At 47.1% G+C, this 26897-nt stretch carries 25 protein-coding genes; 15 read left to right on the top strand and 10 right to left on the bottom strand.

The features are described from left to right. The first annotated feature begins 12 nt into the window (after window positions 1-12). The 6 genes from BLR32_RS10885 to BLR32_RS10860 all read left to right on the top strand — a co-directional run bounded on the left by BLR32_RS10885 (window position 13) and on the right by BLR32_RS10860 (window position 9067). Complete coding sequence (locus tag BLR32_RS10885) at window positions 13-1605, top strand: RagB/SusD family nutrient uptake outer membrane protein (RefSeq protein ID WP_089831498.1); 1593 nt, start codon at window positions 13-15, stop codon at window positions 1603-1605. Between the two features lie 41 nt (window positions 1606-1646). Continuing rightward, window positions 1647-2681, top strand: a complete 1035-nt coding sequence (locus BLR32_RS10880) for a SusE domain-containing protein (protein ID WP_089831496.1) — start codon at window positions 1647-1649, stop codon at window positions 2679-2681. Window positions 2682-2765: 84 nt separating this feature from the next. Next, a complete protein-coding gene (locus BLR32_RS10875) occupies window positions 2766-4625 on the top strand; it encodes a glycoside hydrolase family 13 protein (protein ID WP_089831494.1) in 1860 nt (619 codons plus the stop codon). Between the two features lie 27 nt (window positions 4626-4652). After that, a complete protein-coding gene (pgmB, locus tag BLR32_RS10870; protein ID WP_089831492.1) occupies window positions 4653-5315 on the top strand; it encodes a beta-phosphoglucomutase in 663 nt (220 codons plus the stop codon). Window positions 5316-5359: 44 nt separating this feature from the next. Then, window positions 5360-7684 carry a glycoside hydrolase family 65 protein gene (locus tag BLR32_RS10865; RefSeq protein ID WP_089831490.1) on the top strand — a complete coding sequence of 775 codons (2325 nt, stop codon included), beginning with the start codon at window positions 5360-5362 and terminating at the stop codon, window positions 7682-7684. Between the two features lie 12 nt (window positions 7685-7696). Further along, window positions 7697-9067 carry an MFS transporter gene (locus tag BLR32_RS10860; protein ID WP_089831489.1) on the top strand — a complete coding sequence of 457 codons (1371 nt, stop codon included), beginning with the start codon at window positions 7697-7699 and terminating at the stop codon, window positions 9065-9067. Window positions 9068-9162: 95 nt separating this feature from the next. On the opposite strand, the gene BLR32_RS10855 is transcribed toward BLR32_RS10860, so the two are convergent. The 5 genes from BLR32_RS10855 to BLR32_RS10835 form a co-directional block, all read right to left on the bottom strand. Beyond that, complete coding sequence (locus tag BLR32_RS10855; RefSeq protein WP_089831487.1) at window positions 9163-9501, bottom strand: ArsR/SmtB family transcription factor; 339 nt, start codon at window positions 9499-9501, stop codon at window positions 9163-9165. Further along, on the bottom strand, window positions 9479-9940 hold the full coding sequence (locus BLR32_RS10850; protein WP_089831486.1) for an SRPBCC family protein: 462 nt from the start codon (window positions 9938-9940) through the stop codon (window positions 9479-9481). The genes BLR32_RS10855 and BLR32_RS10850 overlap by 23 nt, the downstream gene beginning before the upstream one ends. 352 nt (window positions 9941-10292) lie before the next feature. Further along, window positions 10293-11165, bottom strand: coding sequence for a hypothetical protein (locus tag BLR32_RS10845; protein WP_089831484.1), 873 nt, complete (start codon window positions 11163-11165; stop codon window positions 10293-10295). A 368-nt stretch (window positions 11166-11533) separates the two neighbouring features. Beyond that, window positions 11534-11809 carry a hypothetical protein gene (locus BLR32_RS10840; RefSeq protein ID WP_089831482.1) on the bottom strand — a complete coding sequence of 92 codons (276 nt, stop codon included), beginning with the start codon at window positions 11807-11809 and terminating at the stop codon, window positions 11534-11536. 105 nt (window positions 11810-11914) lie between these two features. After that, a complete protein-coding gene (locus tag BLR32_RS10835) occupies window positions 11915-13564 on the bottom strand; it encodes a carboxylesterase/lipase family protein (RefSeq protein ID WP_089831480.1) in 1650 nt (549 codons plus the stop codon). Between the two features lie 123 nt (window positions 13565-13687). On the opposite strand from BLR32_RS10835, the gene BLR32_RS10830 reads away from it, so the two are divergent. Together BLR32_RS10830 and BLR32_RS10825 are read left to right on the top strand one after the other, a co-directional pair. Then, window positions 13688-14239, top strand: coding sequence for a gluconate 2-dehydrogenase subunit 3 family protein (locus tag BLR32_RS10830; protein WP_089831479.1), 552 nt, complete (start codon window positions 13688-13690; stop codon window positions 14237-14239). 14 nt (window positions 14240-14253) lie between these two features. Beyond that, window positions 14254-15963 (top strand): GMC oxidoreductase, encoded by a 1710-nt coding sequence (locus BLR32_RS10825; protein ID WP_089831477.1) that lies wholly within the window; start codon window positions 14254-14256, stop codon window positions 15961-15963. Window positions 15964-16080: 117 nt separating this feature from the next. Here the strand turns inward: BLR32_RS10825 and BLR32_RS10820 are convergent, their stop codons facing one another. Together BLR32_RS10820 and BLR32_RS10815 are read right to left on the bottom strand one after the other, a co-directional pair. Further along, window positions 16081-16521, bottom strand: a complete 441-nt coding sequence (locus BLR32_RS10820) for a hypothetical protein (protein WP_089831475.1) — start codon at window positions 16519-16521, stop codon at window positions 16081-16083. Window positions 16522-16533: 12 nt separating this feature from the next. Further along, the gene (locus BLR32_RS10815) at window positions 16534-17295 is read right to left on the bottom strand and encodes a DUF899 domain-containing protein (RefSeq protein WP_089831473.1); all 762 of its coding nucleotides are present in this window, start codon (window positions 17293-17295) and stop codon (window positions 16534-16536) included. A gap of 182 nt (window positions 17296-17477) precedes the next feature. On the opposite strand from BLR32_RS10815, the gene BLR32_RS10810 reads away from it, so the two are divergent. The 3 genes from BLR32_RS10810 to BLR32_RS10800 are packed head-to-tail and all read left to right on the top strand — an operon-like array spanning window position 17478 to window position 20578. Continuing rightward, window positions 17478-17747, top strand: coding sequence for a hypothetical protein (locus BLR32_RS10810; protein ID WP_089831471.1), 270 nt, complete (start codon window positions 17478-17480; stop codon window positions 17745-17747). Window positions 17748-17787: 40 nt separating this feature from the next. Then, the gene (treF, locus tag BLR32_RS10805) at window positions 17788-19404 is read left to right on the top strand and encodes an alpha,alpha-trehalase TreF (RefSeq protein WP_089831469.1); all 1617 of its coding nucleotides are present in this window, start codon (window positions 17788-17790) and stop codon (window positions 19402-19404) included. Between the two features lies 1 nt (window position 19405). Continuing rightward, window positions 19406-20578: a DUF5009 domain-containing protein gene (locus tag BLR32_RS10800; RefSeq protein ID WP_089831467.1), complete on the top strand. Its 1173-nt coding sequence runs from the start codon at window positions 19406-19408 to the stop codon at window positions 20576-20578. On the opposite strand, the gene BLR32_RS10795 is transcribed toward BLR32_RS10800, so the two are convergent. Then, entirely contained in the window at window positions 20562-21899 is a 1338-nt protein-coding gene (locus BLR32_RS10795; protein ID WP_218124170.1) for an NAD(P)/FAD-dependent oxidoreductase, read from the bottom strand. The genes BLR32_RS10800 and BLR32_RS10795 overlap by 17 nt on opposite strands. Window positions 21900-22030: 131 nt before the next feature. On the opposite strand from BLR32_RS10795, the gene BLR32_RS10790 reads away from it, so the two are divergent. From BLR32_RS10790 to BLR32_RS10780, 3 genes are all read left to right on the top strand, one after another. Beyond that, window positions 22031-22543: an alpha-ketoglutarate-dependent dioxygenase AlkB gene (locus tag BLR32_RS10790; RefSeq protein ID WP_089831464.1), complete on the top strand. Its 513-nt coding sequence runs from the start codon at window positions 22031-22033 to the stop codon at window positions 22541-22543. A gap of 19 nt (window positions 22544-22562) precedes the next feature. Beyond that, window positions 22563-23219, top strand: coding sequence for a GDSL-type esterase/lipase family protein (locus BLR32_RS10785; RefSeq protein ID WP_089832148.1), 657 nt, complete (start codon window positions 22563-22565; stop codon window positions 23217-23219). 127 nt (window positions 23220-23346) lie between these two features. After that, entirely contained in the window at window positions 23347-24636 is a 1290-nt protein-coding gene (locus BLR32_RS10780) for a PQQ-dependent sugar dehydrogenase (RefSeq protein ID WP_089831462.1), read from the top strand. Between the two features lie 488 nt (window positions 24637-25124). Here the strand turns inward: BLR32_RS10780 and BLR32_RS10775 are convergent, their stop codons facing one another. Together BLR32_RS10775 and BLR32_RS10770 are read right to left on the bottom strand one after the other, a co-directional pair. Then, window positions 25125-25418 carry a chaperone modulator CbpM gene (locus BLR32_RS10775; protein ID WP_089831460.1) on the bottom strand — a complete coding sequence of 98 codons (294 nt, stop codon included), beginning with the start codon at window positions 25416-25418 and terminating at the stop codon, window positions 25125-25127. Between the two features lie 10 nt (window positions 25419-25428). Continuing rightward, window positions 25429-26334 carry a DnaJ C-terminal domain-containing protein gene (locus tag BLR32_RS10770; protein ID WP_089831458.1) on the bottom strand — a complete coding sequence of 302 codons (906 nt, stop codon included), beginning with the start codon at window positions 26332-26334 and terminating at the stop codon, window positions 25429-25431. A 91-nt stretch (window positions 26335-26425) separates the two neighbouring features. Between BLR32_RS10770 and BLR32_RS10765 the strand changes: the two genes are divergently transcribed. Further along, window positions 26426-26896 carry a hypothetical protein gene (locus tag BLR32_RS10765; RefSeq protein ID WP_089831456.1) on the top strand — a complete coding sequence of 157 codons (471 nt, stop codon included), beginning with the start codon at window positions 26426-26428 and terminating at the stop codon, window positions 26894-26896. The last annotated feature ends 1 nt before the right edge of the window (window position 26897 follow it).

Genomic DNA, 26897 nt, shown 5'->3' with positions numbered 1-26897 from the left:
ACAGGAAACGTTATGACCAAGAAATTCATATATCAGATAGTACTGGCCGGAACTATGGCATGGGGACTGGCTTCCTGTACCAAAGACCTGGATCGTACACCTATCACAGAGGCGACTTCTGCCAGCGTATATAAAGATTTTACAAATTACAAGGCGATCCTTGCCAAGTTGTATGGTGGTTTCTCAGTAACCGGACAGGTAGGGCCTACCGGTAACGCGGATATCAGTGGTATTGATGAAGGTACTTCCAGCTACATCCGTGGTTATTTCCAGATGCAGGAATTACCGACTGATGAAGCAGTGATCGGCTGGAATGATGGTACCTTGCAGGACTTTCACAAGATGACCTGGACACCGGATGATAACTTCATCAATGCGATGTTCTCCCGTCTGTTCTACCAGATCGCACAGTGTAATGAATTCATCAGGCAGACTTCTGATGCTAACCTGAGCAGCAACGGTATTACAGAGAAAGATCAGGAGACTGCAAGAACCTTCCGCGCAGAAGCCCGCTTCCTGCGTGCATTCACCTACTATCATGCATTAGACCTATTTGGTAGTGTACCATTCGTAACAGACAGCAACCAGGTGGCATACTATTATCCTAACCAGATCTCCCGTGCAGACCTGTTTGCTTATGTGGAGCGTGAGCTGAAAGAGATAGAAGAGCAGATGGTGGATGCACATACCAATGAGTATGGCCGTGCAGATAAAGCATGCGTATGGGCATTGCTGGCGAAGTTATACCTGAATGCTACAGTGTATACCGGTACTGACCGTTATACAGATGCAATCACTTACAGCAGTAAAGTGATCAATTCAGGATATACCCTGGCGTCCAGTTATGCGAATATGTTCAAGGCAGATAACAATGCAACATCACAATCTGAATTCCTGCTCACTGCCAACTTCGATGGTACACGTACACAGACTTATGGTGGTACCACTTACCTGGTGCATGGCGCCATTGGAGGTAGTATGAATGCAGCAGCATTTGGTGTGAACAGTGGCTGGGGTGGTTTACGTACTACCAGTGCCTTTGTAAATCTGTTTACAGATATTACCGGTGCAACTGATAAACGTGCGATGTTCTATACCGAAGGCCAGAATAAAGCTATTGCAGATCTGGGCTCATTCACTGATGGTTATGCTATTACCAAGTGGTCGAATAAAACATCCAAAGGTGCGGATGGATCCAACTCTACTTTCGTAGATACCGACTTCCCATTATTACGTCTGGCCGAAATGTACCTGACCTATGCGGAGGCTGTATTGCGTGGCGGTAGCGGTGGTAGCAGCACAACTGCACTCGGCTATATCAATGCACTGCGTGAAAGAGCCTATGGTAACACTTCCGGCAATATCACTGCTGGTGAACTCAACCTGAAATTCCTCCTGGAAGAAAGAGGTCGTGAGCTGTACTGGGAAGGACATCGCAGAACAGACCTGATCCGTTATGGCCTGTTTACCGGAAGTACTTATGTATGGCCTTTCAAGGGCGGTGTAGCAGCAGGTGCTGCCGTAGCAGATTACCGCACCATATACCCGTTGCCTACCAGTGCACTGGTGGCTAATCCTAACCTGACACAGAACGGGGATTACTAATCGCAAACAGCATTTAACTACAATATCAAAATACTTGCATCATGAATGCCTGGTTGAATAAAATAATAGTGGGAAGTTTTTGTGTGATGGGATTACTCTCCTGCGAAAAACAGGACAGCTTTACGCAGGTGAAGACGGGTACTACGCCTACCTTCTCTGCTACCGCTACTGAGTTTTCATTTTCAGAAGCTACTGCCGGAGACGATGCGGTGACTTATTCCTGGACCGCTTCCGGCGACTGGGGATACAGGGCCGTAGTGAACTATACCTTACAGATCGATGAGAAAGGCAATGGCTTCAGAAAGCCTGTAGAAGCCTTTAGTGCCAATAACAGCCTGAGTAAGACATTTACAGTTGCAGCACTGAACCAGATCATCAACAATATGGGACTGGCCGCAGGTCGCCAGCATGAGCTGGTGATCCGTGTAAAAGCCGCGGTGGATACAGTAGGTGATCAGGTGTATTCTGACAGTGTACTGCTAACAGTTACACCGTACTATGTACCGAAAGTATATCCTTATGTGTATGTGCCCGGCGCATACGAAGGATGGTCTTTTGATGATGCCCGGCTGGGTGCATTGGCTTCTGTAAACAGCGATAAGAAATATGAAGGATATCTCTATTTTCCTGATGCCAATACTGAGTTCAAAGTAACCACTGCCAAAGGCTGGGATGTCAACTATGGCGATGGTGGCGGTGGAGCAATGTCATCAAGTGGAGGTAACATGAAAGCGGCAGAAGCAGGTTATTACCTGATGAAGGCTGACCTCAATGCATTGACCTGGTCCGTTACCAAAACAAACTGGAGTATTACAGGTAGCGCTGCCGGCGGTGCAGACAAGGCAATGACCTTTAGTGCAGCTACTAAGAAATGGAGCATTACAACCACTTTACAGGCGGGTAGCTTTTACTTCAGAGCGAATAACGCCAACACGATTGCTTTAAGCGACGATGATAATAACGGGGTGCTGACAGCAGGTAGTGCAGGCGCTATCAGCATTGAGACTGCCGGAACATATACCATTACGATGGATCTCAATAATCCCGGCAACTACATTTATACGCTGGCTCAATAATAAGGATTGATTGCATGATACATGCAGCCCGGCTGCTCATTGCTCCGGGCTGCACTATTTAAAACAAGAGAAGACTTTAAGCGCATGTTACAGACGAGAAGAATGTTATTGACCGCCATCCTTGTGCTGACCGCTATGTATACAGCCATGGCACAGCTACCGAAACTGGAGAGGGTAGAACCTGCTTTCTGGTGGACGGGTATGCAGGAACCAATGGTACAACTGATCGTACATGGAGATAAGATTGCAACACGTGAAGTATCCCTCAGCTACCCCGGTGTAACGCTGCAGGAAGTGCATAAGGTAGAGAATCCGAATTACCTGTTTGTAGATATTAACATCTCATCTTCCGCCAATCCGGGGACGTTCCCTATTATATTCAGACAGAAAGGACAAAAGGATATCGTCTACCAATATGAGCTGAAGAAAAGAGAAAGCAGTATCAAAGCGCAGGGAGTGAACAGCAGTGACTTTGTCTACCTGATCATGCCGGACCGTTTTGCGAACGGCGATAAAAGCAATGATGTGATCAAAGGTATGCAGGAAACCTCACTGAACAGGGATTCCATGTATAAACGCCATGGCGGCGATATACAAGGTATCATTGATCACCTGGGATACCTGCAGGACATGGGCGTGACCACCTTGTGGATGACGCCTCTTGTTACGAATGATCAGCCTTCGGCTTCCTATCATGGTTATGCTGCTACAGAGAATTACCGTATAGACCCGCGCTTTGGTTCCAACGAATTATACAAACGACTGGCCGACAGTCTGCATAAACGGGGCATGAAGCTTATACAGGACCTCGTGCACAATCATATCGGCAGTCAGCACTGGACTATGAAAGACCTGCCTATGAGAAATTGGGTACATCAGTGGCCGGCATTCACCCGATCCAACTTCCGGGCTGCCCCGCTGATGGACCCTTACAGTGCAGCATCCGACAGGAAGCTGATGACTGAGGGCTGGTTTGATGTACACATGCCTGATATGGACCAATCCAATCCTTATGTGCGCAAATACTTTACACAAAGTCATATTTGGTGGATAGAATATGCCGGGGTGGATGGATTCCGCCTGGATACCTATCCCTATAACGATGCCGATTTTATGGCTGAATGGGGAAAGGCCATTAAAGCCGCTTATCCGAACTTTACCTTCTTCGGTGAGGTATGGGTACGCAGTGGTCCTGAACAGGTCTTTTTTACCCAGGGGAATACGGTAAACAGGGGCTTCGATACACAGCTGCCTGGCACGACAGATTTCCAGAGCCTCTGGGCTATCTCTGCCGCGCTTAATGAAAAGCCGGGATGGGATGATGGTGTCGTGAAACTCTATGCTACTCTCGTACAGGATTATCAATACCAGGACCCTATGCGTAACGTGGTATTCCTGGACAATCATGACCTGAGCCGTTTCTATTCTGTCGTTAATGGCAATAAGAACAAATACAAGGCTGCCTTAGCCTGGCTGCTCACCACCCGTGGCATTCCGCAACTGTACTACGGCGCAGAAATAGGCATGAAGAATTTCAGTAATCCTGATGGCCTGGTGCGTGAAGATTTCAAAGGAGGATGGGCCGGCGATACACTGAACAAATTTACAGCTGCGGGTCGCAATGCAGAAGAGAATGAACTGCACGACTATATCAGCAAACTGGCCAACTACCGGAAGAATAGTCCGGTACTGCAAACAGGAAAACTGATGCAGTTCATCCCGCAAGATAATGTCTACACCTACTTCCGCTACAATGCAGAAAAGACCGTGATGATTGTCGTGAACCCGAATGAGAAAGAGATGGCATTGTCAACGGGCCGGTTCACAGAAAGGACCACTGGTTTTTCCAAAGCGAAAGATGTGATCTCGGGAAATAGTTTCAGCCTGTCCGACAGCCTCCGTATCCCGGCAGAGAGCACTTTGGTCATGGAGCTGGAGCGATAAACATTCACAAATGATTTACCTGAATATATGCAAGGAATAGCAGCATGCATTTTTGATCTTGATGGCGTAATAGTAGATACAGCTGTCTACCATTTTAAAGCCTGGAAGCGAATGGCCAACGAACTGGGATTCAATTTTACAGAAGCACAGAATGAAAAGCTGAAAGGCGTGAGCCGTGTCCGTTCCCTGGAACTGATCCTGGAATGGGGCGGTATAGAGAAGTCGGTCGCAGAGCAGCACGAACTGGCTACCCGGAAGAATGATTGGTACGTAGACATGATCAATCATATGACACCGGAAGAGATCCTGCCGGGTGCAAAGGAACTGCTGGAAAGCCTGCGCTCTGCCGGTATAAAAACCGCCCTGGGATCTGCCAGTAAGAATGCGGGTGTGATACTGGACAAGGTAGGCATCCTGTCTTTGTTTGACGTAGTGATAGATGGTAATATGGTATCAGCCTCCAAACCCGATCCTGAAGTATTCCTCAAAGGCGCTGAAGCACTGGGGGCAGCACCGGAACAGTGCATCGTATTTGAAGATGCTATTGCCGGTGTGGAAGCAGGTAAGGCCGGAGGAATGAAGGTCGTGGGCATAGGAGAGAAGAGCGTGTTAAATGAAGCAGACCTGGTAGTCAGCGGTCTGCAGGAAATCAATATTCAAACACTGACCAATTTATACAACTCAAAATAAACAATGCCAATTGCGCGTGCAAAACGGTGCCATTAGTAAGAGTCATGAAGCAATATATAAAAGTAGACGGGTGGAACATTATCGAGGAAGGTTTTGTACCACATTATAACAGGATTTCTGAAAGTATTTTCAGTCTGGGTAACGGCCGCATGGGGCAACGTGCCAACTTTGAAGAGTCCTATTCAGGCGAGACATTACAGGGTAACTATGTGGCCGGTGTATATTATCCTGACAAAACCCGCGTGGGCTGGTGGAAGAATGGTTACCCGGAATATTTCGCTAAAGTATTGAACGCTGCCAACTGGATCGGTATTGATATCCGTATCGACAATGAAGTACTGGATCTGCATAAAGCACATGTCAGTGATTTCCGCCGTGTGCTGAACATGCAGGAAGGTTATCTGCAACGTTCATTTACCGCTACCATGGCAGATGGCAAGCAGGTGCGTGTGGTAGCTACCCGTTTCTGCAGTATTGTAGATGATGAAACTGGTGCTATCCGCTATAGCATTACTCCACTGAACTTCGACGGTACACTGCAGGTGACTGCCTATATCGATGGAGATGTAAAGAACCAGGATGCCAACTACGATGAGAAATTCTGGGATGAGGTAGACGCCAATGTAGCAGGCAATAGCGCTTACCTGGTATTGAAAACAAAAAAGACCGGTTTCCAGGTATGTACAGGCATGCAGTTCAACATTCATCAGGATGGTCAGCCATTAGCGCTAAACTTTACGCCGGTGGAGAAGGAAAAATATGTAGGAGCCAGTACTACTGTATCCATACCACGCAATAAGGAAACCGTTATCTATAAATACGCTGCCAATCTTTCTTCGGAAAATCATTCAATAGCAGCATTGGCTAACAATTGTGAAGCTACCGTGAACAAAGCCGCGGCAAAAGGTTTCGATATCATGCTGGCGGAACAGGCGGCTGCCTGGGAACTCAAGTGGAAGGAAAGCGATATCGTGATTGAAGGAGATCCTGCTGCACAACAGGGCATCCGCTTCAACATCTTCCAGCTGAACCAGACTTATACCGGTGAAGATGCCCGTCTGAACATCGGACCTAAAGGTTTCACCGGCGAAAAATATGGCGGTTCTACCTATTGGGATACGGAAGCATACTGTATTCCATTCTATCTCGCTACTGCCGATCAGCAGGTGGGCCGTAATCTGCTGATCTATCGTCATAAACAACTGGGCAAAGCCATTGAGAATGCCGCTAAGCTGGGCTTTAACAACGGAGCTGCATTGTACCCTATGGTGACGATGAACGGAGAGGAATGCCATAACGAATGGGAGATTACCTTTGAAGAAATTCACAGGAATGCCGCTATCGCTTTTGCCATTTTCAACTACATTCGCTATACGGGGGACGAAGGGTACCTGGCGGAATACGGACTGGAAGTACTGATCGGCATTGCGCGCTTCTGGGCACAGCGTGTGAACTGGAGCGATGCCCGCAAGCAGTATGTGATGCTGGGCGTAACAGGACCAAACGAATACGAGAATAACGTCAATAACAACTGGTACACCAGCACTATGGCTACCTGGTGCCTGCAATATGCAACGGAGGCTTTACAAAAGGTGAGGGACACTGCTCCGGACAGATACGCAGCGATCCTGCAACAGACTACTTTTGACGCAGGAAAGGAAACGGAAAAATGGCAGCATATTATCGACAACATGTACTACCCGGTAGATGAACAACTTGGTATTTTCCTGCAACAGGATGGCTACCTCGACAAAGAGCAGATCCTGGTAAAAGACCTGGACCCTGCGCAAAGGCCATTGAATCAGAAATGGAGCTGGGACCGTATCCTGCGTTCCTGTTATATCAAGCAGGCCGACGTACTACAGGGATTGTATTTTCTGGAAGACAGGTACGACATAGATACACTGCGTCGCAACTTTGATTTCTATGAACCAAGAACAGTGCATGAAAGTTCTTTATCGCCTTGTGTACACGCTATACTGGCAGCGAAGCTGGGCGATGAGCAACGTGCACATGAGTTCTACCTGCGTACCTCCCGTCTCGACCTGGATGACTATAACAATGATACGGAAGATGGTCTGCACATTACCTCCATGGCTGGTACCTGGATGAGTGTAGTGGAAGGTTTTGCCGGCATGCGAGTGAGGGATGGACAATTACAGTTCACACCATTCCTGCCGGGTAAATGGCAATCTTTTGCGTTCAATATCCGTTTCAGAGGAAGAGTGCTGAAGATAAAAGTAAGCAAGCAGGGCGTGCAGATTGAAAACGGATCTGTGAAAGATATCACCGTGCTGGTCTACGGAGAGCCGGTACATGTACCAGCAGGTGAAATAGTGACAACAAAACAAGGAAATTTAGTCAATTAAAATATTTATCCCATGAAAGGAATGGTTAAGCCGCGGTTGTCCGCTGCGCGCATATGGAACATGAGCATGGGCTTTTTCGGTATCCAGTTTGGCTTTGCATTGCAGAACGGGAATGCTTCCCGCATCCTGCAAACCTATGGAGCAGAAGTAGAACACCTGTCATTGTTCTGGCTGGCAGCACCACTCACAGGAATGATCGTACAACCGATCATTGGTCACTACAGTGACCGTACCTGGAACCGGCTGGGGCGCCGCCGTCCATATTTCCTGGTAGGTGCTATCGCCACAGCATTGGCCCTGATACTGTTACCTAATTCATCTTTGCTGGCTTATGTACTGCCGCCGGTATTGATAGGGGCGGGTATGCTGACGCTGATGGATGCATCGATCAATGTGGCCATGGAACCTTTCAGGGCACTGGTAGCAGACAATCTCCCTGACGAACAACGCAGTCAGGGATTCTCTGCGCAGACCTTCCTGATAGGAGCAGGGGCAGTGTTAGGATCTTCTCTGCCTTATCTGCTGGCAGAGTATGCTGGGGTCTCAAAAACAGCCGCTCCGGGCGTAGTACCGGATAACGTGATCTATTCCTTTTATGTGGGCGCTGTTGTATTGCTGGCTACCATTCTCTGGTCCATCTTTACGTCGAAAGAATATTCCCCGGAAGAATTTAAGCAATTCAACCCGGAGCATACAGACGCACATACAGGAGGGATCAGGACTATTCTAAAAGATTTCTCCAACATGCCTGCTGCCATGAAACAACTCGGCCTGGTGCAGTTCTGTTCCTGGTTTGCATTGTTCTCCATGTGGGTATTCACTACACCTGCAGTAGCAACACATATCTACAAAGTGCAGCCGGGAGATACTTCTTCTGCGCTCTTCGCAGATGCAGGTAATAAGGTAGGATTCCTGTTCAGTATCTACAGTGCGGTGTCTGCTGTGTATGCACTGATACTGCCGTTTATAGCGCGTAAAACATCCCGCAAGGCTGCACATGCTATCTCGCTGACAGCAGGCGGTTTATCGCTGATATCATTCTATTTCATCCAGGATCCAAACCTGCTTATATGGCCCATGATCGGGATAGGTATGGCGTGGGGAAGTATTCTGTCTACGCCATATGCTATTCTGTCGGGGGTAATACCTGCGCACAAGACAGGCGTATACATGGGTATCTTCAATTTCTTCATCACCTTCCCACAAATAGTGAACGGCATCTTCGGAGGCCTGATCGTAAAACACCTGTTTGACAATGAAGCGATCTTCGCCCTGGTATTGGGCGGCGCCTTTATGATCATAGCAGCAGTAGCAGTACTGTATGTGAAGGACAAGGAAAAGACGGCGGCAGAAATGCTGGTGCCTACCTATGGTGTTGCGTAATATTGTACTTTATAACTGAGGCCCCGTTACAGGTAGCAATACCTGATAACGGGGCCTCATTAACTATGGTTCAAACTATGAGTTAAATGATGCGTTTATTTCTTCTTTTTAGCGATATCCGGATTCTTCTCCAGCAGTTTTTCCAGCTTACCTAAGCGCTCTTTCCAGAAATTATCAAAGAAGTTAATCCACTCCTTTAACTCATCAAATCCTTCCTGCCGGAGTATACAGTACCGTTCCCTGCCTTTCTCCTCAAAGGTGATGAAACCAGCCTGGTGTAAGACCTTGATATGTTTTGAAATAGCCGGACGGCTGATATCAAACTGCTCCGCAATAGAATTGATGGATTTTTTATCACCCGCCAGCATAAGCAGTATCTCACGCCGGCTTGGATCTGCGATAGCCTGAAAGCTATCGAACTGTAGCGCTGTCATCGGTAAAATTTGTAAGTGCTTGCTGGAAACGTTTGGCCACTTTGTTCTTCCATCCCATCTCCATAATAAAGCTGCTAATATAGTTCTTCATTCCCTTAAACCCTATCTGCTCCAGGTGTAATTCAGTACCACCATCTTTAGGCACCAGTATCCAGTTCACTACTGTGTCAAGATTATAAACACCTTCACCCGGACCTCCCTTAAAAGAGTAGGAAAGTTTCTGTAAAGGCACCACTTCCAGTACCTCAAAATACATCTTGCCATCCCAATCCATCTTCGGACGGGGTTTCGTTACTTCCATCCATTTAAAGCCCACCTCTGCCCTGAAGCCACTGGAAGCGAGATTCCACTGTTTCAGTATATCAGGGTTAGTCAGGCATTCCCATATCGTTTCTACAGGGTGTGGATAGAACCACTTGAGTTTGATGTCTCTTTTCATATATGTAACTTTGAAGTTACACAAAGGTATATGTAACTTTTGAGTTACGCAAATAAAATGAGCATAAAAAAAGGAGATTGTATCAGAAGTAATTTGATGCAATCTCAACGTCCTTTCATTTAATAAGAATAAGCCTCTGATAAGCCGACCGCCATCCCATACTGAAACCGAAGCTACTTAGCGTAATAACCGAAGCTACTTAGCGGAAAAAAGAAGTTATATCAAGTTCAATCTCAGTCAATGATTTAAAAACGGAATGCCCAACCCGGTATCACCAGGTCGGGCATTTCTCCTTATCTGTAATACTGCCGGGCTTAACACAAGTGCGACAGTATTAGATATAACTCCTTAGTTAAGGCAAAGGTGCACTCGCTGTGGTAGTATAGACTACTGGCCATACATTTGGAGAAGGAACGCTAACGCCTTTGCTTGCGCCCATTACCTGTGCATCTGCGCCGAAGTAGTACATTGGCCAGCCTTTATAGGTAATTTGTTTCTTACCCTGTACAGTGATGATCGCAAAATCAGTTTTAGCAAATCCTGTTGGCACATTCTTTACTTCTGATACTTCATAAATAGGCCAGATCGCGTTGTGAGTAGGATCTGTATTGGTGAAGTTATTCGTACCCGCTTTATCGTTAGCGAATTTGTACAAAGTGCGACCGCGGTCATCTACCAGGTATTTGGATGCGCCGGTACCCAGGGCAATAGCGCCGGTAGCGTCGAGTACATAATCTTTACCATCGTTGCCATGTAACTGGAAGTTAGCTACCATCACAGTATAGTCAGGTTTAGCTACAAACCAGATCTTACCAACGTTATCACCTTTCACATCACCTGCAGCAGCATCGCTGGCATAGTAATATAAAGGCCATCCTTTATAAGCAGTCTGCTTGGTACCATCAGGACGTGTAACAGTAGTGAAATCAGCTTTATCCAGTGATGTATCTATGGTCAGTTTATCAGCCTCTACATAGAATACAGGCCATGCAGCTACACAACCATCTTTACAGGTAGGCGTACCCTGTGCATCATTGGAGAAGAAGTACAGTGCTTTACCGGTGCTGTCTGTCAATACTTTACCAAACGTTGTGTTGTTGGCTACTAATACAGTTTTCTTAGGAGTGGGTGGAGGTGTACCGCCGCCATCGTTGTCATCTTTTGAACATGATGTTATCACGGAGGCAACGAATAGCATTGCCACTGCAGATTTTAATAAATGCATGGTGTTAGAAATTTTTAAATAAGCAAATTGTGAGCACTTGTGTCATCTACTTGATACGAGACATAAATTGGAAAGGTTGCCTGAGGGTATGAATTTTTTTTATTCCTGTTGACTGACAGGATCGCATATCCGATAAATAGCTGGTTTTCGTTTTCTTACAACCGGGAATATTGGGGGAGGCTAATTTTGATGCTTACCGGTGCTACCGGCACATTGGTACTGCGCTGACAAGAAATATTATTTGCAGAGAGGGACTGATGCTCACACCAGATGTGATGATTAATGATAGTATAGGGATAAAAGGAATCAGGTTCCTTCGAACAGTTTATAAAAGAATATGTCCTACTGTTAGCCGGATCCTCTTATGCTTATGCCTTGCCTCCGCTGAATTGTGGTGGCAATAAACTGATCTGTTTCCATAAAGCATCCGCGATCTCTTTACCTTCATCGTTCAGGTCTTTCGTTTCGTATTGGGGTTGATCACTGTCGTCAGCTTTTACGATATCAAACTGTCTGGGAAAGGGTGCATTGGAATTTACATTCGGCGCGATATGGTAAATGGTAGCATTTTCCTTCCTTTCAAATGAAACATCGTACATCTGGTGCTGGTCATTGTGCGCAATTGTTATTTGCTGGGTCATCATAAAACATTGTTTTAAATATGGATACAATAACCAGGCCATTGGCATAGTAAAAAGGATACTCCGGGTCCCATTCCAGCCATTGCTGTGAAGGGACCCGGAGATGCCTTATTGTTTAAATGCCTTGTCCAGGAACTGGTATCTTTCTCCATGTTTTTCCTGCTGGAGAGAAGACCGCAGGTCAATATTCATATACCGGGAGCGGCCAACGGCATCTGCTTCCCATTTGGGGAGAGAACCACCATTCGGATTGCCGGTTTTGATAAAATTGGCAAAGTAATTCAACATGGTATTAGATACCACGTAATCATCTTTAGTCCAGGCGTATACCTCATTGAGACGCAGGTTACCCAACGCATACTCTATCTCTGCCGCATGAGGCGCTCCTTTAAATGTTTCAGCCGGCTTAGGTTTAGCTGACTGCGAAGCGCTTGTTTTGATCACACCTCCCGCCAGTCCTGGCTGGGCATTCCCCATTTTGGGCACCATCGGCGGGCGGCTACGGGAGAAGATATAACGGTATACCGGCTGCTGACTGGTGCTGAGCTGCAATGCCGCCCATTTCCAGGTGCTGTATACAATGAACCGGTCGCTGGCCAGGTCAGTAGCAGAAGCAATGACTTCCTCTTTGGTATGACCCGGATACAAACGGAGCACTTCTTCCGCATCTTGCGGATATAACTCTTTGATCTTTCTGGCATAGTTCTCGGGGGTAGGATCATCTTTCCAGAGTAAGGCCCTGTAGGGTAGTTCTGCTGAGTTCCAGCCTACCAGCAGTGGCACATGCGCCTGTTCTCCTGCTGCGAAGATCTCTGCCGGCTTTTTAGGCAGTACATAACCATCCACATTGGTTGATAGCGGTGGCATGCCGGGACCGGAAGCTCTTCTCAACAGTTCTTCTGCCGGAATAGCCCTCAGTGCCTCCAGGGAGCTGGCGCCAATGGCGGTGGCGAAGGCCACACCGTTCTTTTCAGCATCTTCCTTACTGGCGGGTGGCATAGTGGGGAATATCATCGCACCGCTTTCACCGATAGCGCCATTGATCAGGTCTTTAGACAGGGGGGATGCCATCAGGGCAGATACAGAAATAGAGCCCGCTGATTCTCCGGCAATAGTGATCCTGTCAGGATCTCCGCCAAAGGCGGCAATATTCTTTTTTACCCAGGCCAGCGCTGCCTGTTGGTCCAGCAGGGTATAGTTGCCCGAGGCATGATAAGGCGCTTCTTTCGACAGCTCCGGATGGGCCAGCAAGCCGAATACCCCCAGGCGGTAATTCACCGTCACGGATATGATGCCTTTGCGGGCCATACTCTCGCCGTCATAACGGCCCTCAGAGCCATCTCCCGCTACCATGCCTCCACCGTAGTAATAGACCAGTACCGGCCGCTTTAATTTGGACGGCTGGGCAGGCGCCCAGATATTCAGGTATAAGCAATCCTCACTCATACCATTGGAACGGAAATTCATGTCTCCGAACACATTGGCCTGCATAGCCCTGGGACCGAAACGATTGGCTTTCAGAACGGTGTCCCAGGCTTGCAAAGGTTGGGGAGCCTTCCACCGGAATGGTCCTACCGGCGGCTGCGCATAAGGGATGCCCTTATATACAGAAAGTCCCGCGGGATTACTGGTAGTGCCTTGTACACGGCCACTTTCAGTGTTGACAATAGGGGCGGCTGAACCGGTTTTTAGTTGAGCATTGCCCGGCAGCCAGTTCAGCTGACTGAACAGGATGAGCGACAAACAGTATAATTTCATAACATGCGTATTGACATAAAGGAGATGCCCTGAAGTTACTACAACGAAAATTATCAGCCAATTGGCTTGGAAATATTAAATATAACCTATACCTTTTTGGCTTGTTTCAGTAAACACCTATCCATGCTAGTAAACAGACGTACCGCGTTAAAACAGGTCTTAGTAGTATCCGCAGGTCTGGCATTGTTGCCTTCCTGTTTGCGGAAACCGTCTCCCGCTTCTATCTCATTGAAAAATATAGCAGTAGATGCTGAAGGAGAAAATATGCTGGCAGCGCTGGCAGATACATTGATCCCTGCTACGGCCACACCAGGTGCAAAAGACGTAAAAGCGCATTTATTCGCCCTCACCATGGTGGACGATTGTATGAAGAAAGAGGATCAGCAGAAATTCCTTACCGGTATGAAAGCATTCTCTGACCTGTGTCAGAAAAAGAACGGTCATTCTTTTGAGAAGAGCAGCCCCGCCGAAAGAGAAGCGCTCCTCAAAGAACTGGAAGCTGCCGATGCCAACAAAGATGCCGCCGCCGCATTTTATCGCACTGCAAAAGAACTTACCATTTACGGATATACGACTTCCGAATATTATCTCACTAAAGTACAGGTGTACGAGCTGGTACCCGGACGTTTCCATGGAAGCGTGCCTGTTAAACCAGCCAGCAAAAGGACTGCTTAATTTTATAAATCAGTATGGCGAATATTAATAAGGGGGCTCAGGACCACACATTCGATGCAATTGTGATCGGGTCAGGTATCAGTGGAGGATGGGCAGCAAAGGAATTCACAGAAAAGGGACTAAAGACACTGGTGCTGGAAAGGGGACGCGACGTAAAACATCTTAAAGATTATCCCACTACAAATAAATATCCCTGGGAATTTCCTCACAGAGGACAGGTTCCGCAGGCTATCCAGGAAGAAGCGCCTGTAGTAAGCCGTTGTTATGCTTTTAAAGAAGATGCGATGCACTTCTTTGTAAAGGATAAGGAACATCCCTATGAACAGGATAAACCTTTCGACTGGATCCGTGGATACCAGGTAGGCGGTAAATCCCTCCTCTGGGCAAGACAGACCCAACGCTGGAGCGACTTCGATTTCGAAGGTCCTGCAAGGGATGGCTTCGCGGTAGACTGGCCTATCCGGTATGCCGACATCGCTCCCTGGTACAGCTATGTAGAGAAATTTGTAGGTATCTCCGGAAATAAAGACGGCATTCCTAACCTCCCCGATGGCGAGTTCCTGCCACCACTGGAGATGACTGCCGTTGAAGAATACTTCAAAGGTTTTGTAGCAAAGAACTATAAAGATCGCCACGTCATATATGGTCGTTGTGCTCACCTCACTGAGCCGCAGCCTATTCATATCCAACAGGGTAGGGTACAATGCCAGAAAAGAAACCTCTGTCAGCGTGGATGTCCGTTTGGCGGTTATTTCAGTAGTAATGCCTCTACACTGCCCTGGGCAGAAAAGACAGGTAACCTGACCCTGCGTCCGTTCTCTGTGGTTGAATCTATCATCTACGATGACCAGAAAGGAAAGGCAACAGGCGTACGTGTTGTAGACACGCAGACCAAAGAAACGACAGAATACTATGCAAAAGTCATCTTTGTCAACGCCGCTGCTATCAATACAAACCTGATCCTGCTGAACTCTACTTCCAACCGTTTCCCGAATGGCTTGGGTAATGACAGTGGTGTACTGGGTAAATACTTCGCTTTCCATAACTATCGCGGCCGCATCTCTGCCGACTACAACGGTATGCTTGATAAAACCACGGAAGGACGTAGCCCTACCAGCGCGTACATCCCAAGGTTCCGTAACGTAGCTAAACAGGAAACAGACTTCCTGCGTGGTTATGCTGCAGGTTTCAGCACCGGCAGACGTAGCTGGAACAGCCATGATGGTTTCGGACAGACACTGAAAGATCACCTCTTCAACGAGGAGATGGGTAACTGGTGGGTAGGATCTCATATGATGGGAGAAACCATTCCTAAAGAGATCAGCCAGCTCACACTCGATAAAACGAAGAAAGACGAGTGGGGAGTACCTGTTGTGCATATCAACATCGGTTATGATGATAATGATGAGAAGATGTTGAAAGACTTCTACGAGCAGATGACCGAAATGTATACCAAAGCCGGTTTCACCAACATACGTACAGAAGACTCCAAACAGGCGCCTGGTCTGGATATCCATGAAATGGGCGGTGCACGTATGGGTAAAGATCCTAAAACATCTATCCTCAATAAATGGAATCAGATGCATGCCGTGAATAACGTATTTGTGACAGATGGTGCATGTATGACTTCCACTTCAACACAGAACCCATCCCTGACTTATATGGCATTAACTGCCAGGGCAGTGGATTATGCGGTGTCTCAGCTGAAGAAAGGAGAGATATAATAAACGTATCTGTAAATGAAAAGCCTTCCTGTTTGATGCAGGAAGGCTTTTTTTATATAATAGGATTTTGTTGTTAACGTACACGGATATCCGTGCATTGGTTTCGGGGGTATCAATTCAAAACAGTAACAAAATACTACTCCCGATCAGTATTCCCATTATCCCGATAAACAATTGTTGTCGTGGCCTCCATCCGGTAATGGTAACCGGAAAGAAATACGCCCCGATATGTTTTGCCGCAAACAATGACAATGGGATCACGGCTGCGCACAACAGAGATATATGGAGCAGCTTCGCGCTTGCCACAGACAGGCCAATGCCGGTCCCTAAAGCAACATAAGCTGCCAGACAGAAAGGACATTTGGGTACAAGCGCCAGTAGAAAGGCCGGTAGTACCGGTTTAATAAAGCGGATAACCCGTTTGAAAAAGCCGGCAGGCTTACCGGCAGATACATTTGTTACCGGCGCTCCTTCTTCTGCCGGAGCAGATGATTGTGCAGGAACATTGCAGGGAACCGTCTTTTCAGCACGTCCCCTGCAACAATTAAATGTACGCATGATATCAACTGATTAATGGCTACAGCAGCTGCTTGCTTCCGGAGCCCTGGTTTCATATTTATCATGATGTTTTACCCAATCCATAGCGCCGTCTTCGTTACGTCCTTTCGGTGTTATCTCAAGTAAATTATACGTGGTGAGCATGAAATCCACGCCTCTGGCAAAGGTGGAATAGGTATGAAATATATCTCCGTTCTGATCTTTATAGAATACACTGAGCCCCGGCAATTCTTCTTCTGTTACAGGGATCGTTTCATAATTGTAGTACATCTCGTTGTTAGCGATGTCTTCAGGTGTAGCAGAAACGTGGAAATCGTAGTTGAAGTCGTTCCTGTTGGAAGATACCCATTTAAAACCCCATCCCATCCGCCTACGAAAAGGCTCGATATCTTCCATGGTACCGCGCGAAATAGCCACATAAGATACGTCGTGATGCAGGAGATGGACCAATGCGCCGTCTACATGGTCGGCCATAAAAGAGCAGCCGGGACATCCTTCTTTCCAGTCCGGTCCCAGCATGAAATGCTGTACGATCAGCTGGCTGCGGCCATCAAAAAGATCAGACAAAGTGTATTCCCGGTCCAGGCCCTGAAAAACGTATTCCTTATCCACTTTTACCCAGGGCAGCTGCTGACGCAGGCGGGCCATTTCATCCTTGAGGTGAGTCAGTTCTTTCTCCTTTTGCATCAGTTTCTTACGGGCTTCGGTCCATTCCTGCTGGGACACTACCGGGTGGTCAAGTGTAGCGGCTTGATCAGCAATATATTCTTTCATGTCTTTGAGGTTTAGTGTACTACAAATGTCCGATTGTCTAACCAGAAAATGGCAGGGCATTATTGCCATAATAAGGGGGGAATTGAGACAAATTGAGCTCCATTGCCGGCCGAAGAGGGATAGTGATTAATCCCCCGTTAATAGCGTAACTTTGTACTTTGTTTCGTCTGAAAAGTGTAATTATGAAAATAAGTAATCCGGATATCATCCGCCTTGCAGAGATCAAATCCTATTTCCTTGACCCGCCTTACACCTTTAGGATTTATAGTTACGCGAAGCCACAGGTAGATGAAGCCATAAACATCCTGAGAAAATACAGTTTTGTATCGCCTTCGTTGATGAGCCAGATGGAAGATCTCAGGCAATTATTTGAGCAATCTGAAAATGATGCTACCGCAACCCGCGAAAATATGCGATCTTTCGCCATCCTGCTGAACCGCATTAACCGGTAAGCAGGGATAGCCTTTATAAAATATAGAAACCACGTAACGTATGAATGGAAAACGCTTGTCCATTGCCATTATCATGGCATGCGGAATTGCCTGTAAACAGCAACAGCCACCGCAGGTTAAAGAACGCTCTCCCCGGCAGGAATTCCCAGGATTGTTTGAAGCCGTCCAATCGGCCCACATCTTCCCCGACAGCAAAACTTTCGCAGACTGCAGACCCCTGGCAGCGCCTGCAATGGTTCTTCAGTATTATGCAAAGGAGCAGGGCGCGGAAGGCTTTAACCTGGCCGCTTTCATTCACAAATATTTCCTGGTACCCGCAGCCGCCACTTCACATTATATCAGCGATACCAGTCAGGACGTTGTTACACATATCGAATCGCTCTGGAAGGTCTTAAAACGGGAGCCCGACAGCGCCAATACATGGGGTTCCCTTATCAGTTTGCCGGCGCCATATGTTGTACCGGGGGGCCGTTTCCGTGAGGTATATTACTGGGACAGCTATTTCACTATGCTGGGATTGAAGGAAAGCGGTCGTACAGACCTGATCGAGAGTATGATAAAGAACTTCGCCTTCCTCATCCGCACCTATGGCTTTATCCCTAACGGCAACCGCACTTATTACCTGACCCGCTCACAACCGCCTTATTTCGCCCTGATGCTGCAATTGCTGATCTCCGCAAAGGAAGAACGCAAACAGGAACTGCTCACCACCTACCTGGACGCACTGGAAAAAGAGCACCATTTCTGGATGAAAAAGCCAATGGATGGCCAGACCGCCGAACACCTGGTAGTGCTGCCCGATAGCGTTGTCCTTAATCGCTATTATGACCGGGGAAACTGGCCAAGGGAAGAAGCCTGGACAGAAGATATCAATACCGCTAAAAATTCCCGGCGGCAGCCGGTAGAGACAGTCTACCGCGAACTGCGTACCTGCGCGGAATCCGGCTGGGACTTCAGCAGTCGCTGGCTGGCAGATGGGAAAACACTGGGTTCTATCCACATCACAGATATTATTCCTGTAGATCTTAACTGCCTGTTATACAACCTGGAAATGACCCTGGGAGATGCTTACCGCATGAAAGGCAATACCGCAAAGGCGCTTCAATATGAATCCGCCGCAGCTGCGCGACGGGAAGCTATCCTGCGCTATTGCTGGGATCCGAAGACCGGCTTTTTCAGGGACTATGACTTTAAAAAGAAAGCCAGAACGCCCGTGCTGCACCTGGGCGGGATGTACCCTTTATTTTTCGGGATAGCCCGTCAGGGACAGGCTGATAGTGTGGCCATCGTGTTACAGCGGCAGTTCCTGTATCCCGGCGGACTGGTATCCACGCCTATAGAAACCGGAGAACAATGGGATGCCCCTAATGGCTGGGCGCCCCTGCACTGGATGACGATCTCCGGCCTGCTCACCTATAAGAATGATTCCCTCGCCTCTGAGATAGCCGGTCGCTGGGCCCACCAGAATATCCGGGTGTTTAAACAAACAGGCAAGTTATTGGAGAAGTATAACGTGAAAGACACATCGTTGCAGGGAGGGGGAGGAGAATACCCCAACCAGGACGGTTTTGGATGGACAAACGGAGTACTCCTGAAAATATTACACCTGCAACAGGAAGGGGTATTGAATAATGTAAAAAATATTGATACCTTATAGCATGCTTAAACCATCCCAACGCCTGTTATCTATTGATGCCTTTCGCGCCCTTACCATGCTGACCATGATCTTCGTAAATGATGTCAGCGGTGTGAAAAATATCCCTGCCTGGATTGAACACGTACAAGCCCAGGAAGATGGGCTGGGATTCGCAGATACGGTCTTCCCGGCCTTTCTGTTTATCGTCGGCCTGTCCATTCCCTTTGCCATCGGCAAACGCATTAGCCAGCAGAAATCCTTCATCAGCACAGAGATGCATATCCTGATCCGCTCACTGGCACTGATCGTCATGGGCTTTTTCCATGTCAACCTGGAAAATTACAGTCCGGCGGCATATCTGCCTTACCCAATATGGGAACTGCTGATCACCATTGGCTTTTTCCTGGTATGGCTGGACTATCCTGCTGATATGGAGAAAAGAAAACGATACACACTGGTAGGCGCGGGTATTATTTTACTAGCGGCTATGGCGGCCTTGTATAAAGGTGGCCCTGCTGATGCGCCACACTGGATGATGCCTTCCTGGTGGGGTATATTGGGTATCATTGGGTGGGCATACCTGGTCTGTGCTACCCTGTACCTGCTGGTGAAAGGTAACTTTGGGGCTATAACGGCCATTTTAGGCGTTTTCCTGCTGATAAACATACTTACCCACGCCGGACTATTACACTTTGAGATTCCGGTGATAAACAATGCTTCTTCAGTATCCCTGATCATGGCAGGAGCCGTGATCTCTTCCCTGTATACATTACTGGATAAAAAAGGGAAATTAAGTTCCCTCTGGGCCGTATTCATTGGCCTGGGTGTGCTGGCGATAGTGGCTGGTTTTGTATTACGTCCTTATACCGCCGGTATTTCCAAGATCCGGGCTACCCCTGCCTGGGTGTTAATCTGTTCCGGTATCAGCATATTACTGTTTACCGCCATGATCTGGCTGGTAGACGTAAAAGGGAAAATGGATTGGTTCAAATGGATCCGTCCGGCAGGTACCAGTACCTTAACCTGTTACCTGATCCCTTACCTGCTCTACGCCTTACTGACACTGATAGGATTCAGGTACCCCACAGTGCTGAGTGAAGGGATAGGAGGGATACTTCGCTCGATCGCGATTGCCTTTTTGGTAATTCTCCTGGTGGGTTGGATGGAAAAGAAACGGATCAGACTGAAGATTTAACCGCTGCCACCATTTCAGCCTGCTTAACCTCAGGCTGAGGTGGGATCGGTTTGATGATCATACGCAGGGCCTGGTCTCTTGTGAAGTAGGCCACAGTCCAGTTGTACATGGTCTTCAGCTTATTACGGTAATTGATGAGCGCCATGACGTGAATGAACAGCCACATGGCCCAGGCAATAAATCCATTGAAGTGCAGTTTCGGTTTAGGGATGTCTGCCACGGCATTATTACGCCCGATAATAGCCATCGTGCCTTTATCTACATAGCTGAATGCTGTTAAGGGCTTATCATCCGCCATTGCAGAGAAGTTCTTCGCCAGGAGCCGGCCTTGTTGTAAGGCCACCTGTGCCAACTGGGGATGCCCATCGGGGAAGTTCTTATCTGTGGTCTGTATGCAGGTATCGCCGATGGCAAAGATATCGTCTACACCGATCACCCTGTTGTAGGCATCCGTCATCATTCTCCTGCCTGCTCCGGTACTGGCCACTGGAATACCATCCATGAGCCGTGCCGTTACACCGGCAGCCCAGATCAGGGTTTTTGTATGAATGACGTCGCCATTGTTGAGGATCACCTGGTCATCCACGAAGTCTTTTACCCTTGTTTTCAGTTTGATCTTTACACCCAGCCTGCGTAAGGCATTGAAGGTGTGTTGCTGCGACTTTTTAGTCATCGGTTCCAGCAAGCTTTCACCGCCGCTTACCAGGTAGATCTCCCCACCATGTCCATGCAGTTCGGGATAGTCTTTTCTGACTACAAACTGGCGTAATTCCGCCAGCATGCCGGATACTTCCACACCGGTGGGGCCACCACCTGCAATGACAATAGTGGTCAGCTTTTTCCGCTCTGCAGGGTCTTTGGTGATACAGGCTATTTCCAGCCTTTTTAACAGTGTATTCCGCATCTCCAGTGCATCATTCACATTCTTCATCGGAATAGCATTCTTCCTGATGTTTTCGTTGCCGAAATAGTTGGTTTCAGTACCTGTGGCAAAAACAAGGTAATCATACGCTATTTCGCCATCGTTCAGGTAACAGATATGTGCTGCCGGGTCCACCCGTTGGAACTCTCCCATATGGAAGCGGAGATTGGGTCTATCCCGGAATAATTTACGAAAAGGGTAACAGATGCTTGATGTCTCCAGGTATCCCGTCGCCAGCTGATAGATGAGTGGGGGGAAGAAGTTATAGTTGTTTTTATCTACCAATGTGATCTGGTAACGCTTGTCGTGCTGCAGCCGTTGGGCCAGATTAATGCCTGCAAATCCTCCGCCGATGATTACTACCCTGATTGCTTGTTCTTTTGTTTCTGAGCTTTCCATTGTAAACTTATTTCCTGGTGTGTAAATCTGGTATGTAAATATAGTCAATCCGGCTTACATGATATAATCATCCCTACCACACACGATCTTAGCGGCATTATCGTAAGAGATTTTCTATTTTTGCCGCAACTATGAACGGAATCACTTTTATACCGGAATTTGTGCCCGATCCTGAACGCTTGTTTAGTTCATTGAGAGATAATGTTTTATGGGATGAAAGCATGCTTGCCCGTAAAACTGCCAGTTTCGGCGTTGCTTACAATTATTCGCAGATGAGTTACCCTTTTCAGGCCTTCACCCCGGAACTGGAAGCTATCGTTGCTCGGATAAGCACTACGCTCGGCTTTACCCCCAATAACTGCCTCATAAACTATTACCTCGACGGAAAATCCAGGATGGGCTTTCATTCAGATCAGACAGACATTCTTGAACAGGGAACAGGCATTGCCATTGTTTCTGTTGGCGAAACAAGAACACTCCGGTTCAAAAACATCAAAGATCCGGCAGTACTGACTGATTTTCCCTTGCCTGCAGGTTCCCTGATCTATATGACACAGGAGGTACAGGATGAATGGCTGCATGCAATTCCGGCATCAGATACGAACAATGGAAGAATGAGTCTTACTTTTCGTGCAATTAAATAATAATCATTATACCATGTTTATGAAAAAACTGTTAAGCTTTTTAGTACTGGTCCTGATCGTTTGTAGTTCCTGCGTTAAAGCCCAGCGATACCAGGACGATATCAACACCATCCAGAAATGGGATAAGATGTATGCGCCGCCGGCGAACCCGATACTGTTTACGGGAAGCTCCTCTATCCGCAAATGGGATGACCTGGAAAGGACTTTCGCCAGTTATGCGGTAATGAACAGGGGAGTAGGTGGTGCAGTAACGAACGATATCATCTACTATGCTAATCAGATCATCTTCCCTTATCATCCGCGCCAGATAGTGCTTTATGTTGGAGAGAATGACCTGACAGAAAAAGGAGTAACAGCAGATACTATCCTTAACAGGTTTAAAAATCTGTACGCAACTATCAGAAGTAAACTACCCAATACGCCCATCGTATATATCTCCATAAAACCGAGCCCAAGCAGGGTACAATTTCTGCCGGTTGCTAAACAGGCAAATAACCTCATTCGCAGCTATATCGCTAAACTGTCTAATATCACTTTTGTAGATGTATTTCAGCTGATGCTCGATAAAAACGGTCAACCCAGAAAAGAACTATTTGTGGAAGATATGCTGCATATGAATGCGCAGGGTTACGCCATCTGGAAGAAAGCTGTAGGACCGCTGTTGTTACATCAATAAGGTCCAGCCTCAGCCAGTATACCGAAGCCACAGGATCTTTCATATCATAGCCGCCTGGGCTTTATCGATCATTTCACTTCCGGGGGCATGTGTTTTGCAACATCTTTTTCGTAACAAACCTACTGTTATGAAAAAGATGCCTGCGTTGTTATTGCTGCTTGCTTATTCATGTGTGTTATATGGGCAGCAACCGGAATTACCACCTCCGCATGCAACAAAATCCTACACGAACTATAGTGATGTTGATGGTTGGGATGATGGTACTAAACCCATCGCCCCTCCGGGCTTCGTAGTAAGCCTTTATGCAGATGGTTTTCAGAATCCCCGATGGCTGTATGAATTGCCGAACGGCGATCTGTTAGTAGCAGAATCGAACTCTCATTTTGGATTCTTTAAAAAGATAGGTGCTGCCCTGATAGGCGCCAGCAAATCCAATAGTACAAAGAATAGCGCTGATCGTATTACCCTGCTCAGAGATGCTGATCATGATGGCATTCCTGAAACCAGGACAGTATTCCTTAAAGACCTGCATCAGCCTTTCGGAATGCTGCTGGTAGGTAATCAATTTTATGTAGCTAATACAGACGGTTTACTCCGTTTTCCATATACTGAAGGGGCTACCAGTATTAATGCAAAAGGAGAGAAATTAGCGAGTTTTACTGCGGGTAAGGTCAACCGGCACTGGACGCGTAATATCATCGCCAATAAGGATAAAACAAAGTTGTATGTAGCTGTAGGCTGTGGTACAGACCATGGTGAAAAAGGTATGGACAAGGAGGTACTAAGGGCGAATATCCTCGAAATGAATCCTGACGGCAGCGGTATGCGTGTATATGCATCCGGATTAAGAAATCCCGTTGGTATGGGTTGGGCGCCGGGCACCAATACCCTCTGGACAGTCGTGAATGAACGTGATGAACTGGGTAACGATCTGGTACCCGATTACCTGACAGGCGTAAAAGAAGGCGCTTTCTACGGATGGCCATACAGCTATTGGGGCCAGCACATAGACCCCAGAGTACCCAACGCTCCTGCAGGGCTGGTAGAAAAAACAGTCGTACCAGACTATCCCCTGAAATCCCACACCGCGTCTTTAGGACTGGCTTTTTATACAAAAGACAATTTCCCGGAAAAATACAGAAATGGGGCGTTTATTACCCAGCATGGTTCCTGGAACCGCAAACCGCTGTCAGGCTATAAAGTGTTATTCGTTCCCTTTAAGAACGGTAAGCCTGCCGGAGAGGCTGAAGATTTCCTGACAGGTTTTATGAAAGACAGCGTAGCAGGCGAGGTGCGTGGCAGACCTGTAGGTATCATCGTTTCCAGTACCGGCGCATTATTCATCACAGACGATAAAACAAACCGTATCTGGAAGATCAGCTACGGCGCGCGAAAACCGGAAAACATTGGGAAATAACTATTACGTCATTAACAAAACATAATAAGACTCCGTAGGAGTCTCGTGTTTGTAGCGCGGGGTGATAACCCCGGGTATGCATGATCCCCATCGGTTTCGTACCTCCGCGTGTGTTTTCAACCCCCGGTTTGCATGATAACCATATTGGTTCATAACCCCCCGCATGTTCAACCACGGGTTGATTCATAACCCGCGTATCGTTTTCACCGCCATATTGGGTTCATAACCCCGAATTGGTAACACCTCTCGGGGAAACATCACGCCTAACAACTCTATGAAATCCATCACGGATGATAATCACAATTCCCTATGAAATCAATTACAATGCCCCAGCGCCCAATAAATAATAATAAACAACACAATGCTTCCCAAACAACCTCCCCCGAATTTCTTCGCGCCCCAAAATGCAATAATTGCTCTGAAAAATTTATTCATGGTTGATAATTTATCAATAATAATCAGGCATACCCATGCCTGTTAAAATCATCTCAAAACGCTTCATACAAATGCAGTCGTTCCCTCAGTCCCGTTATCTCCATCTGCATATGATGGATCTTATCCAGCAGGTGTTTGATCACTTCAATGCCGGCCGTATTGATCCCCATCTCACTATACCAGCGGGTATACAGCTCCAGGTCCTGCAGCTGCTCCTCGGAAATGAAACGGTCGCCTTCTACAACGGTAATGGCTATTAGTCCTTCATCTGCCAGTGAGTTAATAAAGTCAGCTTCAATTTCATGTATACTGCAATATTGGGTGATGGCTATCAGTGCTGTTTGCATAACGGATAGTTTAATGTGATGATGCGGCCAGTTGCCTGAATAGTTCTTTCTGCGCCTCTGTCAGATTGGTCGGAAGCAATATAGAATAAGTGATGATCAGGTCTCCGAACACATTTTCCTGTTTATACACCGGAAACCCTTTGCCTTTCAGCCTGGCCTTGGTACCATTCTGTGTTTCCGGCTTCACTTTCAGTTTCACTTTTCCACTCAATGTATCGATAGTGACATCTCCTCCCAGTATGGCCGTATAAAGATCCAGATCCACATTCATGTAGAGATCGTTGTCTACTCTTTTGAATACAGGATCTTCAGCTATCACGAAAGTAATATAGAGATCTCCGTTTGGTCCTCCGTTCCCGCCCGGTGCACCGTGTCCTTTTAGTTTGATTACCTGTCCGTTGGCAATACCTGCCGGTATGGTGATCCTCAGTTGTTTATCATTGACGCTAAGCGTATGCTGATGAGTAATATAAGCATCCCGCAGGCTGATATGTAACTCTGCATTGTAGTCTTGGCCACGGAACTTACGTCGGCCTCCACCGGTACGGCTTCCAAAGAGGGATTCGAAAAAGTCGGAAAACTGTCCCTCGGAAAAATCTCCGAAGTCCTGTCCGCCGAAACCACCATAACCCTGTTGTTCACCAAAACCGCTGCTGCCCTGTTGCTGTCTGGCCTTCTCATACTGGTCTGCATGCTGCCAGTGCTCTCCGTAAGCATCGTATTTTTTACGTTTCTCGGGGTCGCTCAATACCTCGTTGGCCTCGTTGATCTGCTGAAACTTAATCTGCGCCTCCTTATCGTTTGGGTTGATGTCGGGATGATGTTTCCTGGCAAGCTTCCTGTATGCTTTCTTTATCTCGTCCTGGGAGGCTTTTTTATCTACTCCAAGTACCTTGTAATAATCTATAAAAGCCATATGTATAGTGTATATGTGGCTTACAGCACAAAATCTTTGCCATCTCTCATTATAATAATTTATTTATATTTGGTACTTAAACCCTTATCCCTTGGACACACAACAACCACTTGCCGGAAGTGCTACCGGCACGTTTCAGGCTACAGAGCCGTCTAAAGCAAAGATCAAAACACAAAGCATCAGGTTACTTGCATCAGGTTTGATGGGACAATTATCATCTAAGGAACCACTGGTTTCACTACGTAAATCCGGTGATTTTCAGAATTGTTATGATGTGAACCTCCATATGTACCTGCCAGACCATGCCAGGAACGTACATCTGGATGAAAACATTTCTGACTGTGGAGTAATCGAGATCTGGAATGGCCCTATCGAAGTAAGGGATGTCAATATTATCTATGACAATCCGGCAGGCCATCCTGAAATTTATGCCTATTCATTATGGGAGATCAAATTCCGTTACTGCGTGGAAGGTCGCGAAATGCCGGCTATCCGTGTACGTTATGTTATTGGTGATCCTGAAACAACCAATGGTACTGTTACCAGCGTTGAGAAGACCTGAT

Source organism: Chitinophaga filiformis (genome assembly GCF_900102545.1).
In the GTDB taxonomy this organism is placed as follows: domain Bacteria; phylum Bacteroidota; class Bacteroidia; order Chitinophagales; family Chitinophagaceae; genus Chitinophaga; species Chitinophaga filiformis.
The sequence above is the reverse complement of the archived record's forward strand: the minus strand, read 5'-3'. Positions and strand labels throughout refer to the sequence as shown.